The sequence below is a fragment of the Terriglobales bacterium genome (assembly GCA_035573675.1).
Classification (GTDB): Bacteria; Acidobacteriota; Terriglobia; order Terriglobales; family Acidobacteriaceae; genus DATMAB01.
In genome coordinates, this window is record DATMAB010000021.1 from 25529 (window position 1) to 42383 (window position 16855).

The 16855-nt window shown below is 64.2% G+C and carries 18 protein-coding genes; 7 read left to right on the forward strand and 11 right to left on the reverse strand.

The genetic code is table 11. From position 1 onward, the window contains the following. Positions 1–13 precede the first annotated feature (13 nt). From VNK82_10135 to greA, 4 genes are read right to left on the reverse strand one after another with little or no spacing between them, the layout of a single operon-like run. A complete protein-coding gene (locus tag VNK82_10135) occupies positions 14–931 on the reverse strand; it encodes an isoaspartyl peptidase/L-asparaginase (protein ID HXE91308.1) in 918 nt (305 codons plus the stop codon). Beyond that, entirely contained in the window at positions 924–2645 is a 1722-nt protein-coding gene (locus VNK82_10140; GenBank protein HXE91309.1) for a DUF885 family protein, read from the reverse strand. Before VNK82_10140 ends, VNK82_10135 begins: the two co-directional genes overlap by 8 nt. Further along, positions 2642–3274, reverse strand: a complete 633-nt coding sequence (locus VNK82_10145) for a CDP-alcohol phosphatidyltransferase family protein (protein ID HXE91310.1) — start codon at positions 3272–3274, stop codon at positions 2642–2644. The genes VNK82_10140 and VNK82_10145 overlap by 4 nt, the downstream gene beginning before the upstream one ends. After that, positions 3271–3744 carry a transcription elongation factor GreA gene (gene greA, locus VNK82_10150; protein HXE91311.1) on the reverse strand — a complete coding sequence of 158 codons (474 nt, stop codon included), beginning with the start codon at positions 3742–3744 and terminating at the stop codon, positions 3271–3273. Before greA ends, VNK82_10145 begins: the two co-directional genes overlap by 4 nt. A gap of 259 nt (positions 3745–4003) precedes the next feature. On the opposite strand from greA, the gene VNK82_10155 reads away from it, so the two are divergent. After that, on the forward strand, positions 4004–4531 hold the full coding sequence (locus VNK82_10155) for a CarD family transcriptional regulator (protein HXE91312.1): 528 nt from the start codon (positions 4004–4006) through the stop codon (positions 4529–4531). Between the two features lie 20 nt (positions 4532–4551). Here VNK82_10155 and VNK82_10160 read toward each other — a convergent pair whose 3' ends face one another. Beyond that, positions 4552–5664: an AI-2E family transporter gene (locus VNK82_10160; protein ID HXE91313.1), complete on the reverse strand. Its 1113-nt coding sequence runs from the start codon at positions 5662–5664 to the stop codon at positions 4552–4554. 51 nt (positions 5665–5715) lie between these two features. On the opposite strand from VNK82_10160, the gene ruvX reads away from it, so the two are divergent. The 3 genes from ruvX to VNK82_10175 all read left to right on the forward strand — a co-directional run bounded on the left by ruvX (position 5716) and on the right by VNK82_10175 (position 8251). Continuing rightward, positions 5716–6171, forward strand: coding sequence for a Holliday junction resolvase RuvX (gene ruvX, locus VNK82_10165; protein HXE91314.1), 456 nt, complete (start codon positions 5716–5718; stop codon positions 6169–6171). Positions 6172–6181: 10 nt separating this feature from the next. Continuing rightward, entirely contained in the window at positions 6182–7162 is a 981-nt protein-coding gene (mltG, locus tag VNK82_10170) for an endolytic transglycosylase MltG (GenBank protein ID HXE91315.1), read from the forward strand. Between the two features lie 195 nt (positions 7163–7357). Further along, on the forward strand, positions 7358–8251 hold the full coding sequence (locus VNK82_10175; GenBank protein HXE91316.1) for a hypothetical protein: 894 nt from the start codon (positions 7358–7360) through the stop codon (positions 8249–8251). Positions 8252–8332: 81 nt separating this feature from the next. Here the strand turns inward: VNK82_10175 and VNK82_10180 are convergent, their stop codons facing one another. The 6 genes from VNK82_10180 to VNK82_10205 form a co-directional block, all read right to left on the reverse strand. Next, a complete protein-coding gene (locus tag VNK82_10180; GenBank protein ID HXE91317.1) occupies positions 8333–8899 on the reverse strand; it encodes a hypothetical protein in 567 nt (188 codons plus the stop codon). 15 nt (positions 8900–8914) lie between these two features. After that, positions 8915–10036, reverse strand: coding sequence for a hypothetical protein (locus VNK82_10185; GenBank protein HXE91318.1), 1122 nt, complete (start codon positions 10034–10036; stop codon positions 8915–8917). A 219-nt stretch (positions 10037–10255) separates the two neighbouring features. Beyond that, on the reverse strand, positions 10256–10876 hold the full coding sequence (locus VNK82_10190) for a hypothetical protein (GenBank protein HXE91319.1): 621 nt from the start codon (positions 10874–10876) through the stop codon (positions 10256–10258). Between the two features lie 195 nt (positions 10877–11071). Next, positions 11072–12457: an Ig domain-containing protein gene (locus tag VNK82_10195; GenBank protein ID HXE91320.1), complete on the reverse strand. Its 1386-nt coding sequence runs from the start codon at positions 12455–12457 to the stop codon at positions 11072–11074. Then, positions 12454–13731 (reverse strand): hypothetical protein, encoded by a 1278-nt coding sequence (locus VNK82_10200; GenBank protein HXE91321.1) that lies wholly within the window; start codon positions 13729–13731, stop codon positions 12454–12456. Before VNK82_10200 ends, VNK82_10195 begins: the two co-directional genes overlap by 4 nt. After that, positions 13728–14351 (reverse strand): hypothetical protein, encoded by a 624-nt coding sequence (locus VNK82_10205; protein ID HXE91322.1) that lies wholly within the window; start codon positions 14349–14351, stop codon positions 13728–13730. The genes VNK82_10200 and VNK82_10205 overlap by 4 nt, the downstream gene beginning before the upstream one ends. Before the next feature lie 217 nt (positions 14352–14568). On the opposite strand from VNK82_10205, the gene VNK82_10210 reads away from it, so the two are divergent. From VNK82_10210 to rpsI, 3 genes are all read left to right on the forward strand, one after another. Beyond that, positions 14569–15678, forward strand: coding sequence for an ABC transporter permease (locus VNK82_10210; GenBank protein ID HXE91323.1), 1110 nt, complete (start codon positions 14569–14571; stop codon positions 15676–15678). A gap of 201 nt (positions 15679–15879) precedes the next feature. Further along, a complete protein-coding gene (gene rplM / locus VNK82_10215) occupies positions 15880–16320 on the forward strand; it encodes a 50S ribosomal protein L13 (GenBank protein ID HXE91324.1) in 441 nt (146 codons plus the stop codon). Between the two features lie 83 nt (positions 16321–16403). Next, on the forward strand, positions 16404–16799 hold the full coding sequence (gene rpsI / locus VNK82_10220; protein HXE91325.1) for a 30S ribosomal protein S9: 396 nt from the start codon (positions 16404–16406) through the stop codon (positions 16797–16799). Positions 16800–16855: the final 56 nt, after the last annotated feature.

Below are 16855 nucleotides of genomic sequence, written 5' to 3' on the forward strand. Positions count from 1 at the left end.
ACAACCGTTGCCTTTACGGACGCTGGATCCCGGCCTTCTCTTCCACCGCGCTGCGGATCGCCCAAGCCATCCGCGGTGTGTTATGAGCAAGGCCGAAGTTGCCCCGCGCGTCGAGCAGGATGATGCCTCCGTGTCCGCCCACGCGGGTGCGGAGATGCTCGATGGCCAGCCCTGCGGCGCGCTCGGGCGCGATGCCTTGCTCCACACGATCCACCGCCCACTTGCCCAGCACCAGCTTCATGATGGCTTCACCCCAGCCCGTCGTGGATACGGCGGCGCTCTGGTTGTCGGCATAGCAGCCGCATCCGACGAGCGAGGAATCGCCGACGCGACCCGGCGCTTTGCCCACTGTTCCTCCGGTGGAGGTTGCGGCCGCCAGATTGCCCTGGGCGTCACAGGCAACGGCGCCGACCGTGTCATGGGAAGCAACGGGGCCGAACAGGTCCACGGTTTCTCCACTCGCCGCTTGCGTCATCACCTCTTCCAGCCGGCGGACCTCGCGCTCCACCACCATTTCCCGGTTATCACAGAGCGCGATGCCGTGTTCCTCGGCGAATCGCTCCGCTCCCTCCCCGACGAAGTACACGTGGGGGCTTTCGTCCAACACCTTGCGGGCGGCGTGAATGGGGTTGCGAAGGCGCTCGACACAGCCCACGCCCCCGGCGCGCAGCGTGGCGCCGTCCATTAGGAAGGCGTCCAGTTGCACGCGGCCGTCGCGGGTGAGGAAGCTGCCGCGACCGGCATCGAAGGTTTCATCGTCCTCCATCAGGGCTACGGCCGTCTCGACCGCGTCCAGGGCAGAACCGCCTTCCACCAAGACGTCCCACCCTGCCGCCGCAGCCCGGCGGACGCCGGCCAGATGGGCCTCGACCATGGCATCGGGGATGGCCCAGGCGCCTCCGTGGACCACCACCACCGGCCGGCTATTCACGGTCGAGCTCCTTTACCTGGTCGTCGAGGCCCAGGTATTCCCAGCGCTGCAGCGCGAGCGGCACATTGCCGTTCTTCCACAGGAAGTCGTGGAAGTCGCGCAGGCGAAAATCAACGCCTTGGGCGCGCCGCGCCGCAGCCAGCAACTCCAGAATCTGCAACTTGCCGATCTGGTAAGTGATCGCCTGTCCCGGTCCTGCTGCGAAGGAAGCCGCCTCCTCATGCGCTGTTTCCGCATCCATGGGCACTGCCGTCCTCAGATATTCGGCGGCCTGCCCGATGGAAAATTCGCCCAGCGCCAGCCTCACGTCCGCCTCCACCCGCAAGGCGCGCAGCCGCATGAAGTTGTAGATGATCTCACGCGTCCGCGGACTGTCGTCGAAGTACCCCGCCTGCAGCATCATCTCTTCGGCGTAGAAACCCAGGCCCTCATTGGGCCCGGAATCGTAGTAGTGGCGGCGAATGGGATTCTCCTGCGCCCAGCTCAACACCAGTTGGAAGTAGTGCCCCGGCACGCCCTCATGCACCAGGATGGGACGCGGATCGCGGGCGGTGGAAAGGCCGAAGTAGCCCAGGTTCGGCGACGGCGGCCGGATATAGCTCACGCCGTCTTCACCCAGCCGCGTGGCCGAGGTGTGATCCGCGGTTACGCCCAGGAACGAGAGCGGCTCAAGATATGGCGGCAAAGGCAGGTTGCGGTAGTGCTTGACCCAGGAGGGAACACTGAGGATCCCTTTCTCCTCAAGGAAGCGGCGGACGGCCAGCTCCGCGCGCTTCTCCCGTTCCATTTGAGCCTCTTGGTCGGGGAAAAGCGGGAGCTGCGGCAGGCCCTGGTTGCGCTGCTGCTCGTACGCCTCGAAAGAAACGGCTCGGTCCCACTCCTGCTTGCCCATGGCCAGAAGCTGTTCCGGCGTGAAGGGGATCAGGGCCACGTGTTTGAGGAAGAACATGTAAGCATCACGGCCGACCGCCGTCTTCTCCGGCATCTGCGGCAGGCGCTGCTTGAGCCATGCCCGGTACGCCTCCAGCGCTACGATCGCCTTCTCGGTCGCCTCTGGCAATTGCGCGGCGCTCGACGCATCGAGCAGCGGCTGTAGTCCGCGCTGCATCGTGCCCAAGCGTCCGCGAACGTCCGTGAGTGCCGAGATGGCGAGCCGCGCAAACGGCGCCTGAGGCTGATCGAGGTTCACGCGCGCATGCTCGAGCGTCTGCGGCATGGCCTGCAAACGACGGACGATGGTGCGGCTGCGCTGGGCATCGAAAGGCGGAGGTGGAAGCAGGGGTTCGAAGATGCTGCCCAGTGTCTGGTCTATGTAGAAATACGGGTTGTGGCGCCAGCGCTGCAGGATCTCCAGTTCCCAGCGAACGCGAGCCAGCGCCGACCCGATCAGCCGGTAGTCCACTTGCCGGGACACGGGCCAGCCGCGCGCGTCCATGAGCTTCCAGCGCCGCTCGAAGACCTCCAACTCCCGCCGCTGCGCCGCAATGCCTGCGGGCGACCAGTCCGGCAGCCAGTCCGCCGGACGCTCAATGCGGGGAATGTCGTCGCCGGAAAACGGCTGCGTGCGCGCACGCCAGGCCCAGAACTCACCGGCCAGCTCGTCCAGCGCTTCCGGGGAGGGCCGGGCCGCCGCGGCCACCGGCAATAACATCAGAAAGGCCAGGCAGCACCCGATCGAGGTTATCCAACGAGGAGGGCGCACGCGGCGACTCATGCCGCTTCGCTGGTATGCACGGCGTCGAGTTGCCGCGTCCTCTTGTAGGTGTAGAGGATGCGGTGCAGCACGGTGATGTTGGAGAGGATGGCGATCACCCAGAGCACCGGCGCCATGCGGTTGAACAAGGCTCCCAGAATGACCAGCACCAGCCGCTCGGGCCGCTCCAGGAAACCTACCTTGCACTCCCCGATCAGCGACTCCGCCCGCGCCCGGGTGTAGCTGACCATCACCGAGCCGGTCATCACTACCGCCACCAGGACGACGTAAAAGAAACGGTTGGCGCGGGCGTAGTACACCAGCAAGCCGAAGAACAGCGCCAGGTCGCCGTAGCGGTCCAGCACCGAATCGTAGAACGCGCCGAAGGGAGTGACCTGGTTCTTGGCGCGGGCTATGCGTCCATCCACCATGTCCAGAAAACCTGCCAGGATCACCACCATGCCGGCCGCGCGGAACATGGCCGCCTGGTTCTCGCCGGAGGCATAGCCGAAGAGCACTGCGGCCACCACCGTCACCAGCAGTCCGAGGAACGTGTAGGTGTTGGGCGAGATCCGGGTCAGCGCCAGGCTCTTGATGATGGCCTGCAGCAACACCCGGCACACATTCCCAACCGCAGCCGTCCAGGTCATGACGCCCCGTCGTGGATCGTGGTCAGCTTCAGAATCTCCAGCTCCCGCTGGCCGGCCGGCGTCACCACCACGGCTGTGTCGCCGACCCGTTTCCCCATCAGGCTTCGTCCGATGGGCGAGGTGGTCGAGATCAGCCCTTTGTCCACGTCGGCCTCCTCGCTGGTCACCAGCCGGAACTCCATTTCCTGGTTGCGCGTCTGGTCATACACCACCACCCTGGAGCCGAAGGCCACGCGATCCTTGGGGATGTTGTTCAGGTTCACCAGCGACAGGTCTGCCAGGCGCTTCTTGAGTTGTCCCAGCCGGGCGCGGACGAACTCCTGGCGCTGCTTGGCCATGTGGTATTCGGCGTTCTCGGTGAGGTCGCCCATGGCCGCCGCTTTCTTCAGCTCCCGGGGGAGCTCGGTGTTGAGCTCGTATTCGAGCGTCTGAATCTCCTCCTCGAGCTTCTTGCGGATGTGCTCTGGCATGGACGTTTGGAGCGGCCTAGTCTGGGTTCGGGGGCAAGGTAATCAGCCCGCCCTCGGCGTTTATTATAAACCTCGCCACGCCTCGGTCTTGCAGCCGCGCAGCCGCGAGCGTTGGCTCTTGTGGCAGCACGAAGGGCACATCACAACTGCTTATGCTTGTGTTACTTGCGACGTCGGTTTCGTTGACTGACTTGACACTCAGGCTATAATGGAGTGGTTTGCCAAGCTATTCCCCCTCCACTTTGCAGACGGAGCCTTCATGAACGGAGACAGCGGCTTTCACGTCGGCGATAAAGTGGTGTATCCCAATCAGGGAGTCGGCGTGATCGAGCAGATCGGGAGTCGCACCCTCGGCGCCTCGGTCGAACGCTTCTACATCCTCAAGTTCACGGCCGGCAGCCTGCGGGTCATGGTTCCTTTCCACAACGTGGCCAGTGTCGGCCTGCGGCGCGTGATCAAGAACGGGGACGTGCAAAAGGTCCTCGATTATCTTACCGACGTGAAGTGCGACAACCACGCTGACTGGAAGTGCCGCTTCAAGGAAAACTCCGACAAAATGCGCACCGGCTCCCTGATGGATGTGGCCGCCGTGCTGAAGAGCTTGCTGCAGCTTAACCAGACCAAGCCCCTCTCCTTCCGCGAAAAGAAGATGCTGGACCGGGCGCGCTTCCTGCTGGTAAGCGAGCTGGCCTTGGCCAAGAATACGAGCGAAGACGAAGTCGAACAGCTTCTGACCAAGGCCCTGGCCAAGACCAAGCTGCGCTTCCGCGAAGCGTTCCAGGCCTGAGTCCGGCGGCAAACCTTCTCTTATTCACCCATCCAGGCCCCGTAGGGACGTAAAGTCTCCACGTGATCGAAAATGATCTTCATGGCGCCGGTGATGGGCACCGCCAGTATCAGTCCCATCCCGCCCCAGATCCAGCCCCACACCAGCAGGGCGATGGTGACCACCAGCGGATTCAGTTGTAGGCGTCTCCCCAAAATCTTGGGGTACAGCACGTTGATGGCGAAGAGGTGAAGGATCAGGACCGTGACCACCACCACCAGCAGTTTCCCTCCCGACAGTTCTCCTAGACCGGCCACCAGCGGAGGCACCACTGCGAGTACCACTCCCAGGTAAGGAACTAGGCTGAGGAATCCGCTCAGGAAGCCCAGGATGAAAGGATAGGAGAGGTCCACGAGGGCAAACACGATCACACTGATGGCCGCCATGAACAGGCCGATCAGAAGGTTGCCGACGATGAAGCTGCGGGTCATGGCGGAGATGCGGCTCAGCGTCTTGTAGGCGGCGTTGCGGTTCTCCAGCCGGAACAGCATCACTGTGGCCGACTTCACGTGGTCCTGCCAGCTCAGCATGAAGTACACCAGGAAGGGGATGAAGGAGACGATCAGCACGAACTCCCACACCGAGGCGGCGCTGCGCGTGAGCACCTCCGCCCAGTCCACTTTCTGCTGCACCGTGACCACGCCTCGCTCCGGTTCCTGCGCCAGCACCCGCTCGGTCGTTTTCTGGATGGTCAGCGTGCGTTCCCGGAAGCTGGTCACTACCTGCCGGACGCGCACCGAATACTTGGGCCACTGTTGCACGAAGTCCACGGCACGGTTATAGGAGAAGTGCGTTCCGCCATACGCGATGCCCAGCAGAAAGACCACCGCCAGGAACGACGCCAGGGAGCGCGGCATGCGCAGACGCTCCAGCATTTCCACCACGGGTTGCAGCAGGAAGGCCAGCAGGATCGAGACCATCAGGGTGATGACCACCAGCTTGGCCACGTAGCACAGCGTCAACACCACCGCGATGGCCACCACGGTTTGCGCGGCCGATGACACGTGGTCGCCGCGCCGGCGGCGGGGAGGGGCCGGCGCTGCCGGCAGCACTGCCTCGCCCCGCTCTTCGAGGTCGATTTCGTCGGTCGCCATCGCGCTTATCGTATCCCAACCTGGCCCGCAGCCGGCTCCTATAATGAGCCCGTGACAACCCATCCCGGCATCCGCCCGCGCATCCTGGCCCTCGACGTCGGCGCACGGACCATCGGCTTGGCGGTTTCCGACCCACTCGGCCTCACCGCCCAGGGGCTGGCCACCCTGCGGCGCACTTCCAAGCGCGCGGATTTCGGGCGCCTGCGGCGGATCCTCCAGGAGTATGAAGTCGCGGAAATCGTTGTCGGCTACCCGCTCCGCATGAGCGGTGAGCCCGGAGCTCAGGCACAGAAAGTGGCTGCGCTGGCCGAAGACCTTCGAGCACGCTTCGGGCTTCCTGTCCACCTTTGGGACGAGCGGCTGACCTCGGTGGAGAGCGGCCGCGTCCTGTGGGAGAGCGAGGTCAGCCTCCAGCGCCGCCGCCAGGCCGTGGACCGCCTGGCCGCCGTGTTGATCCTGCAGTCGTTCCTGGACCACCGCTCCGCTGCGCGTTCTGGCAACTGCTAAACTTCAAAGGTTGCGCACTTCTCTCAAACTGATCATCCTGGCGGTACTGCTGGCCGGAGCGTGGCTTGCTTACGCGCTTTATACTCCGCTCGCGCCGCCGGGAGAACAACTCATCCTGCTGCGCTCCGGGCTTTCCGTGCGCCAGATCGCAGCGGAATTGCAGGCGGCCGGCGTCATCCGCGATGCGTCCGCTTTTCTGGCGCTGCACGCCGTGAAGGGGCGTCCGTCGCTGAAAGCCGGCGAGTACCGCTTCGATCGCCCCGCCGACGCCTTCGAAGTCCTGGGCCGCGTTGCCCGCGGCGACGTAGTGGTACGCACGGTCATCGTCCCTGAGGGCTACAACATGTTCGAAATCGCAGACACCGTGGCCGCGGCCGGTCTGTGCACACGGGAGCAGTTCCTCGAGGCCGCCCGCACCGAAGTCGCCCTGATTGCCGACCTCGACCCCTCGGCCACCACGCTCGAAGGCTACCTCTTCCCGGACACCTACCAGTTCACCCGCGCGCAGGGCCCGCGTGAGATCGCCGCTGCCATGGTGCGCCGCTTCCGCCAGGAGGCCACGGCACTGGCCCTCACCTCCGACGTTCGTCGCGTGGTTGTTCTGGCCTCTATCGTCGAGAAGGAAACCGCCGTGCCGGAGGAGCGGCCGCTGGTGGCCGGTGTTTTCCAGAATCGATTGCAGCGCAACATGGTGCTGGCCGCCGATCCCACCGTCGTGTATGGCGCGCTGCTGGCCGGGCGGTATCGCGGCGCCATCCACCAATCCGATCTCGCCTTCGACACCCCTTACAACACTTATCGGCGCGTGGGGCTGCCGCCCGGTCCTATCGCCAATCCCGGCCGCGACTCGCTGCGCGCCGCCATGCAGCCTGCCTCGACCACCTACGTGTACTTCGTCAGCGACGCTCGCGGGCGCCACCGTTTCGCCTCCACCGCCGCCGAACACAGCCGCAACGTGGCCGCCTATCGCCGCGAACTCGGCCGCCGCTGAAGCCCGCCGCCCGAGCCCTATATACTCGAAAGTGGTTGGTCTACAGGGGAAGTCAATCACCTGGAGAGGCGCCGAATCAGAGCCGAAGGAGCCGGGGTTTAGGCCCTGCGGCCAGGAGCCCTCGAAACCGACGATACGATGGTTGCTTGCCGGTTCCACCCAACGCCCAGACGCCTCCGCCGCGCTCTGCCGGCCTTGCTTGCGCTGCTCATCCTGCCGGGGTGCCTGTTTCGTAGCCGCACCGTCGAGCGCCGGATGAGTTCAGCCGTGCTTCGCGAGGCCACGCTCGCCGAGCTGGTTGAGACCGTCAACACCGAAGCCGCCCGCATCCAGACTCTGAATGCCACCGTGGACATCGCGCCGTCCGTGGGCGGTTCCCGGAAGGGCAAGGTCACCGATTTTCAAGACATGCGCGGCTACATCTTGCTGCGCCAGCCGTCGACGCTGCGCATGATCGGCCTGTTCCCCATCCTGCGCAACACCGCCTTTGACATGGTGACCGACGGCGAGGAGTTCCGCCTCTCGATTCCCACCAGGAGCCGTTTCTACACCGGGCGCAACGACGCCCCGCCGGTCTCCAAGAAGTCCATCGAGAATCTTCGCCCGCGCCACATCCTGGACGCGCTTTTGTTGCGCGCCATCGATCCCCAGCGGGAGATTGCGGTCCTGGAAGGCTCGACTGAGATCGTCCGCGACCCGAAAACGAAAAAAGAAGCAGACCAGCCCAACTACGTGGTCAACGTCATCCGCCGTAACGGCTCCGACTGGAAGCTCTCCCGCAAGATCTTCTTCAGCCGCGCCGACCTCCTGCCCTACCGCCAGGTCATCTACGATCCCGATGGGTCCGTCGCCACCGAGGCGGACTACGAGCGCATCACGGAGTACCACGGCGGCCGTTTCCCCGCCGTCATCCACTTGTGGCGCCCCAAGGAGGAGTACGCCATCGTGCTTACCATGGTGAAGCTCAGCCTGAACCAGCCGCTGCGCGACGATCAGTTCGTGCTCCCGCAGCCCGCGGGCTACGAGCTTCGCCGCCTGGGCGAACCGACTCCGCCGGAAGAGACTAGGTCCGCGAGCCCGCCGCAGTAGTCGCAGTGGTTGGTATGTCCTCGCGAGAGCGGGGGCCCTATGCGTGGTTGCAGCCAGGGGCGAGAACAGGGGGACGGTGCCCTACTGCGCCCCGCTGATCGTGATCTGGTAGATCAAGTCCGGCCGCGCATCGCCGCGCCAGTCCAGCACGTGGATGAAGACCGTGATTGTGCCGCCGGTCGTGTTCTGGAAGTCCAGGTGCGAGTTGCGGTTTTCTCCCAGACTGATGTCGTCATTGATGCAGGGATCATCGAAGTCACTGGGAGTCCCGTCCGGCGTGATCCCCAGCCCCGGAGGCGGACTGTCATCACCCGGGTCCTTGCAGGTAGTGAGCCGCGTTCCGCCACTGTTCACGATCTCGATCACGGGGTCGATTGGACTCGGGGGAGTCAACCCCGGCCCCACCACATCCACCGTCAGCGTGGCGCTCGCAGCCACGGACACCGAGTAGAAATCCTCATCCGGATCGGTCACGTCGATGGGATCGCCGAACGGGCTGATGGACGCACTGAAGGTCCCGTTGGAGAGCGGCGTCGCCGTTCCGATGCTGTCATTTCGCGACTGTGCCCGCGCCGGCGTGCTCGCTCCCGTGCACAGCGCGAGCGCCACAGCTGCCAGTATCAGGATCCTCTGCCGACGCGAATTCATGGCCATCCCTCCTCCTCACTCGCTGATAGTCTGCGCGCGACGCTTCTTGCCCCCTTCGAACGCGTCCAAACGTGGGTTCGTGCCCACCAGCACGATGTCGCCCGCATTGACCGTGCCGCCCGCCGCGACGGCAAAGGGCCCAGCCGCAGCCGGCGCTGTGCCCGGCATGGGAATCGGGGGGTCCAGCGGGCCGACGCTCGAACCGCCGTCGAAGCCCGCATTGATGGACTCCACCTCGATCGTATAGCTGCCCGTCGGCACCGGAATCTCGAACCGGCCGATGTCTGCGGTTTGTCGCGAACCGAAACTGTCTCCTCCCGTGTTGTCAGAGGCTCCGTTCAGATAGGGCGCCGCCGTCACGCTTTGCCCGGGGTTTCCCGTGAATTTGAACCCCGAAACCACCGAGACAGCGAACTTGCGATCCTGGTTTGTGCCTGTGTCCACCGGCCGTGCGATGACGTTCACTCCCTGCGCGTGCGTCATGGTGTCGCTGAAACGCACCGTCCCGGTCAGTGTCCCGTGCGTTCCCGCGAAGGTCGTACCCCCGCTCAACTGCGGATACAACCTTGATATCCACGCGATGTCGTCCGTCGCCAGCGTCGCCATCTCAAGACTGACGAGAATCGGAAACATCGTTGGCAAACCGCTCTCGTCATCCGCCCCGCAGGTACCAAGACAGTTCACATTGATCTGCGAGTGGTCCAGCCCTGAGAAGTGCCCGAACTCGTGGATGAAGGCGGCGTTGAATTTTTCGTTCGATATGTCCGCCGGGTTGGGAATGGCCGCTCCGGGTGCGGTCACTCCATCCGTGAATAGGCCGTTCATCACGGCTTCGCCGCCCGTGATGCGTCCGGCGGAGTTGATACCACACGGCCCGGCAAAACCGATCACCGACTCGGTGTCCACCCCAAGATCATCGAAAATCCGTCCGTTCGCATCGTAGACAATAAAGCTCTGCGTGCTTTGCCCGCTCCCGCAGGCGTTCTCCAGCGCGGTCAACTCGGCGCCTGTGTCAACATCGCCGCCTGCGAAACCCGAAACTGCCGAGATGAAACCCGCGCGGCTATACGCGATGTTTGAAGTCGCAACGTCCTGCCACACCTGAAACAGGCTGGCGACCCGCGTCCGCGTGGACATTTCGTCGTCTCCGGGCTGGGAGCTTAACGGCCCGTTGTCCGTCCGGTATTGGATCGCGGTTGCTGTATCCCACGTGAACGGCTGGCCCGCGACACCGAACGTCGGCCCGCCCACCCTCAGCGGGCCTCCCGCAGTCGCTGCAATGGGGAAGACCAGCAGCCACATTCCGGCTGCAGCCAGTCCGAACCAACCCCGATTGGAGAACCGCTCTCTCATCCCCTAGCGCCTGCCATGCACCGATTGCTCGATGAGCGCTTCCAGGTCGGCCGCCGCCATCGGCGCTGCCCGGCCTTCCTCCAGCATCTTCTGCGTCGGCAGCGTGAGTTCCGGAAGCTTCGCCCGTAGCTGCTCCTGCATGCCGCGGAACAGCATGAAATTCCCCGCGCCATTCACGGCTACCTCCTGGCCGCTGCGGTCGCGATAGATGCGGAACCGGCCCTGCTCCATCCCCGCCAGCCCGGAGAGCCCGTAACGGTTGGGGCCGAATAGCATCAGCAGAACCTCGTCCCCTTTGCGATACCCGGCAGCATCCAGTTTGTCTCGTATGTCCCAGATGTACTGCCGGAAGGTATGGAACTGTTGCGCCTGTCCCTTGAGCGTCTTCTTGACCGCCAGCGTCACCACCAGCGTCTGCATCTGCGGCTGGTCGGGATGTCTTTCCACCCGCGCGTGCACCACCGTGCCCCGCACGATCAGATCGGCCCTTTTCGTCAGCTCATTCAGGTTTCTGGGGATCGTAATGGCGCCGCGCTGCGCCTCGGCGGTGCCCGCCAGGCACACCAGCACCAGCAAGCTTTTCAGGAGTCCCCGTCCAGCTTTCGCGAGTGTGCTTCGTGCCATGAACTGGTTAGTCCGCGCGACGGGGTCGCACGCGAGGAAAAGTCTTCGTATTCTTGGGTTCGGGCGGGAAAAAGTCAACTGCAAGCGCGCCCACGCTCGGGCCGCCGCTCAACAAACGGGTCCGGTACACCAAGCCGTCGTGGGGAGTGCTGTTTCACTCCTGCGGCCTGGCTCCGATGACTCAGCGGGACTCCGCTAGTTCGCGCCTGTAATGGTGATCTGGTAGCGCAGGTCCGGGCGCGCGTCGCCGCGCCAGTCCAGCACGTGGATGAAGACGGTCACCGTACTGCCGCTACCGTTCTGGAATTCCAACTGCGAATCGAGTACGGACCCCAGGCTGATGTCGTCGTTGATGCAGGGATCATCGAACGCATCCGGCGTCGGATCGGCGTCGTCTCCCGGGTCCTTGCAAGTTGCCAGCCTGAAGCCGTTGCTGTCCAGGATTTCAATCACCGGGTCGATCGGACTGGGCGTTGGCAATCCCGGCCCCAGCACGCTCACCGATAACGTGCCTCCCGCGGCCACTGAAACCGCATAGAAGTCCTCATCGGGGTCGGTCACCGTGGCGGGGTCACCGAACGGACTGATGGACGCGTCAAAGGTCCCGTTGGAGAGTGCGGTTGCCGTCGCTGGAGAATTGTTCCGGCCCAGGCTGACGGCACTGACCGTGATCGAAAGCGATCGCGTACTCGTCGTGCCGCAAGCGTCGGTCACGGTGACGTCGAAATTCGCGGTTTCCACCGTGGTGGGTGTGCCACTGATCCGCCCGCTGGAGCCGTTCAGAGACAGCCCGGCAGGCAGCGCCCCGCCGGTCAGTGCGAAGGTCCGCGGGGGAACGCCGCCGGTCGCCTGCAACGTCACGCTGTACGCCGTGTTGACCATGACGCTTGGAAGCGCGCTGGTCGAAATGCTCAGCGGCGCCGCCGGGTTCACCGCAATCGTCAGCGACTGCGTGTCGGTCTTGGGCGTGGTCGCGGAATCGGTCACCTGCACCGTGAAGGTCCGGGTGGTCGAGGCACAGTCCGGCGTGCCGCTGATTACGCCCGTGCTCGCGCTCGGACCCGTCAATCCCGTGGGCAAGACGCCTGAACTCAACGCCCAGGTATAGGGCGCGACCCCGCTCGTCGCCGCCAGCGTTTGGCTGTACGCCACCCCCCGCTGCGCGTCCGGTAGCGAGGTGGTTGTGATGTTCGGTGGCGGCGCCGGGTCGATGTTGATCGTGAGTTGCTGCGTGTCCGATCCCGTCGCGTCCATCACCCGCACGGTAAACGTCTGATCGTCGTTCGGATTGGTCGGCGTCCCGCTGATCACGCCGGTGCTGACGTTCAGGCTCAGTCCAGCGGGAAGCACTCCCGAAGAAACGCTCCATGTGCGGGTGCCCTGCCCTCCCGAAACCGTCAGAGTCTGGCTGTATGCAGCTCCTTCCGTCCCATTCGGCAGGCTGGTCGTCGTGATGCTGATGGGTGTGGGTTGAGGAGGAGACGTGGGAATGGAGTCGCTCCCTCCGCCGCAGCCGGACAACGCGAGCAACAGTCCAAGGCCGAAGACGGCGACCGCCACGACTTGGGTCAGGCGTTTCACGGCCCCTCGAACTGGTCAAAGCGCGGGTCGGTGCCGAGCAGGACCACATCTCCGACAGACACCGTCATTCCGGCTCCCACCGCAAAAGGTCCTGCCGCGGCCGGTGCCGCGCCCGGCATGGGGATCGGCGGTGATAACGGGCCCACGCTCGAGCCACCCTCAAATCCGGGATCGATGCTCTCCACTTCTACGGTGTAGTCGCCCGCCGGCACCGGGATCTCGAACAGCCCAATGTCGCCCGTCTGCCGCGATCCGAAGTCGCTGCCTCCCGTGTTGTCGTCAGTTCCACCGAGGTAATTCGCGGTCACGCTCTGCCCCGGATTGGCTGTGAACTTGAACCCGGAAACCACCGACACCGCGAACCTGCGGTCTTCGTTCGACCCGGTGTCCACGCGGCGCGCGATCACGTTCACGCCTTGCGCGTGGGTCATGCCGTCGCTGAAGCGCACCACTCCGGTCAGCGTCCCGTGCGTCCCTGCGAACGTCGTGCCGCCGGTCGTCTGCGGATACAACCTCGAAATCCATGCGACGTCATCCGTCGCTAGCGTGGCCATCTCCGAGCTGAGGAGAAAGGGGAACATCGTGGGCAGACCTTGCAAGTCAGCCGCTCCACACGGAGAAGCTGTCAGACAATTCAGATTGACCTGCGAGTGGTCCAGTCCGGAAAGGTGCCCGAATTCGTGGATGAAGGCAGCGTCGAATTCAGCGCTCGTCAACTCGCCGTTGGCCGCGTTGCCGTCGATCCACTTGCCGTTCAGCGCGGCTTCCCCGGAGATGATGCGCCCCGCAGCGTTCACCAGGCAGGGGCCGGCAAAACCGATCACGTCGGGGTCAAAGCCCAGGTCCGTGAAGACGCTCCCGTCGGTATCGAAGATGATGGGATTCTGTGTGGGCGGGTTCGCATTGCACGTGCCTTCGGCGGCGTCGAACTCTGCCGCTGTGCTCACATCCCCATCGGCCACGCCCTGGATTGCGCCCGCGCGGTTGTAACCGATGTTCGCCGTGGCCACATTCTCCCAGACGTTGAACATGCTCTCCACCCGCGCGATTGCCTGCGCGTTGGTAAGCGACCCCAGCGTGCCGCCATCCGTCCGATACTGGATCTCGCTTGTCGTGTCCCATGTGAAGGGCGCCCCCTCCACACCAAAAGTGGGGCCGCCCACCAGAATAGGACCGCCCGCCATCACCGGCTGTGGCAGAGCCAACCCCAGCGACATCAGCACGACCACGGCCCGCTGCGCGTATCCACATCGACTTGTGCCCTGCACCATCATTGCCCTCGCGTTCTCTGCAGCTCCAGGATCAGATCGCGCAAGTCGGCGACGGCGATGGGCCCGCGGGGCTGCTGTCGCACCAGACTTGCCATGCGTGGGCTGAGCTTCACGCCTTTCTTCACCAACTGCGTTTCCAGATCGCGGAACAGTCCGTGGTTGCCGAAACCGTTCACCGCCACTTCCCGGCCGCTGCGGTCGCGGAAGATGCGGAACCGTCCCTGCTCCATGCCCGCTGGGCTCGTCAGCCCGTATTGGCTCACCGGGTTCATCAACAGCAGTAGCTCCTGGCCTTTGCGGTAACCGGCCGCATCCTGCCGATCACGGAAGTCCCAGATGTACTGCCGGAACGTGTACCTCGACCCCGCCTTCCCCTTTAGCGTCTGGGTGACGTGTAGGGTCACCACAATGGTGTTCAGGTTTGTCAGCTGCGGGTGCTTCTCGACCCGTGCGCTCGCCACGCGGCCGCGTACGATCACGGCCGATCGCCGGGTCAGTTCGTCCAGGTTTCTGGGAAGTGTAATGGCCCCACGCTGCGCCGCCGCGGTGCCGGCCAGGCACACCAGAACCCACCAGCCCGTCAGGATTCCCCGTCCAGTTTTCGCGACTAACTTCCGTGCCATAGCTCGGTTCTTCCGCGTAACGGGGTTGGATGCGAGGGGAAGTCTTTTAGTTTTTTGGCCGGTCGGGCGAAAGTCAACCCCGGGCCGCGCGGGCGTCCGGGGACCGGCCTAGACCCGGTCTAGGGAGGCCTACCGCCACCCCCCGACTCGTCTCTGGCCGCTGACGCCTGACCACTGACGGCTGCCCGGACGGCTCATTGCTACAATGGTCTTTCCCATGATGAACAAGATGATTGTCGCCAACCTGGCGCACCGGCCCATCCGGTCCGTCATCAGCATCGTGGCCATTGCGGTTGAAGTGACGCTGATCCTGGTGATCGTCGGGTTGTCGCTCGGCATCCTGAACGACTCCAAGACCCGCCAGGCCGGCATCGGCGCCGATGTGATGGTCCGCCCGCCCGGCTCTTCCGCCCTCATCGGAATCAGCGGCGCGCCCGTCTCCGTCAAGGTGGCCGACGTGCTCGCCAAGGTGCCGCACGTCGTCGCCGTGGCCCCGGTGGTCACGCAGATTTCCACCGGTGGAGGCAGCGTTGAAGTGCTCTACGGCATCGACCTCGCGAGCTTCGAATCTATGGGAGGGAAGTTCCACTACATGGCCGGCGGGCCGTTCGAGGGTCCTGACGACATCATCGTAGACGATTTCTTCGCGGCCTCCCGCAATGTCCAAGTGGGCCAGACCATCGAGGTGCTGAATCACCCCTTCCGCGTGGCAGGCATCGTCGAACACGGCAAGGGCGCGCGCAAGTTCATGCCCATGGCGACGGTGCAGGAGCTGGTCGGCTCCCAGGGCAAAGCCTCCATCTTCTATCTCAAGCTCGACGATCCGGCGAACGCCGCCGCCGTCGCCGCCGCCATCAAGAAAATCCCCGGCATGGAGAGCTACGGCGTCCAGTCCATGCGCGAATGGCTCTCGTACATGACGCCCGAGAACCTGCCCGGCTTCTCCACCTTCATCCGTGTGGTCATCGGAGTGGCCGTCTGTATTGGATTCATCGTCATCTTTCAGTCCATGTACACCGCGGTGATGGAGCGCACGCGCGAGATCGGCATCCTCAAATCGATGGGCGCCTCCAGAGGCTACATCGTCAACGTCATCGTGCGCGAGACGTTGCTCCTGGCGCTGGCCGGGGTCGGGGTAGGCATCCTGCTCAGCTTTGCCGCCAAGGAAGGTATCCTGAAGGCCTTCCCAACCCTGCGCGTGGAGATCGCCGCCGGGTGGGTGCTGCGCGCCACCATCATTGCGCTGGCCGGCTCCGTGCTCGGCGCGCTCTATCCCGCCATCAAGGCCGCTCAGAAGGACCCCGTCGAAGCTTTGGCCTATGAGTGAGATTCGGGAAACCGGAATGCCATCCTGCTCACGAGCAAGATTGCGCAACTTGGCCGGGGTTTGGTTGATAGCGGTTGGCTGTCGAACTGAGCGCCTCGTTCATTGACAATCGTTCAGTCCTCCCTTATTCTTAAACCTTTGGCAGTGCGGCAGTTCCCGCCTTGAGCGGTCTTCTTTTCACTAGCTCTTGGGAGAGTTTGTATGGCAACCCATTTCCCCGGTGCCGGGGAAATTGCGCGTAAGTGGTACGTCGTGGACGCCGAGGGCGAGACCCTCGGGCGCCTGGCCAGCCGTGTGGCCCGCATCCTCAACGGCAAGAACAACCCGTCGTACACGCCGTTCCTCGATACCGGCGATCACGTCATCGTGGTCAACGCCGCCAAAGTGCGCGTCACCGGCATGAAGCCGGAGAAAAAGACCTATTACCGCTACTCCGGCTATCCGGGTGGCATCAAGGCGGAGAGTTTCCGCAAGCGCGCTGCGCGCCGGCCGGAAGTGGTGGTGCGCGACGCCATCGTCGGCATGCTGCCGCACACCAAGCTGGGCCGTCAGATGGCTCGCAAGCTGCGCGTGTACGCCGGTGACAAGCACCCCCATCAGGCGCAGCAGCCGGAAACCCTGGCGCAGGCTAAGAGAGCTTAGGAGTTGCAAGTCGCGGCCGTTTGCGGCCGCACATCTTTGTGCGAAAGGCTTTAAGCTGAAGCTGATTGCTGATAGCTGATCCTATGGCAGAACTTATTCAGTACTACGGAACGGGACGGCGGAAATCGAGCGTGGCTCGCGTGTTCCTGCGCCCCGGCAACGGCGGATTCGTGGTGAACGGCCGCCCCTTCGAGCAGTATTTCGTCACCGAGGGCCAGCGCGTGCAGGCCAAGCAGCCCCTGGCTACCACGGAGACCGGCGCCACGTTCGACGTGGTGGCCAATGTTTCCGGCGGCGGCGTCAACGGGCAGGCAGGCGCGGTCAGGCTGGGCGTGGCCCGGGCGCTGCTCCAGTTCAATGCCGAGTTGCGCGCCAAGCTGAAGGCGGAAGGACTGCTGTCGCGCGACTCCCGCATCAAGGAACGCAAGAAGTACGGCCAAAAAGGCGCGCGTAAGCGCTTCCAGTACTCGAAGCGGTAGGCACGGTTTCTCGTTTTTCGTTTCTGGTTTCTCGTGGTTGGCTGGCAACTGACAAC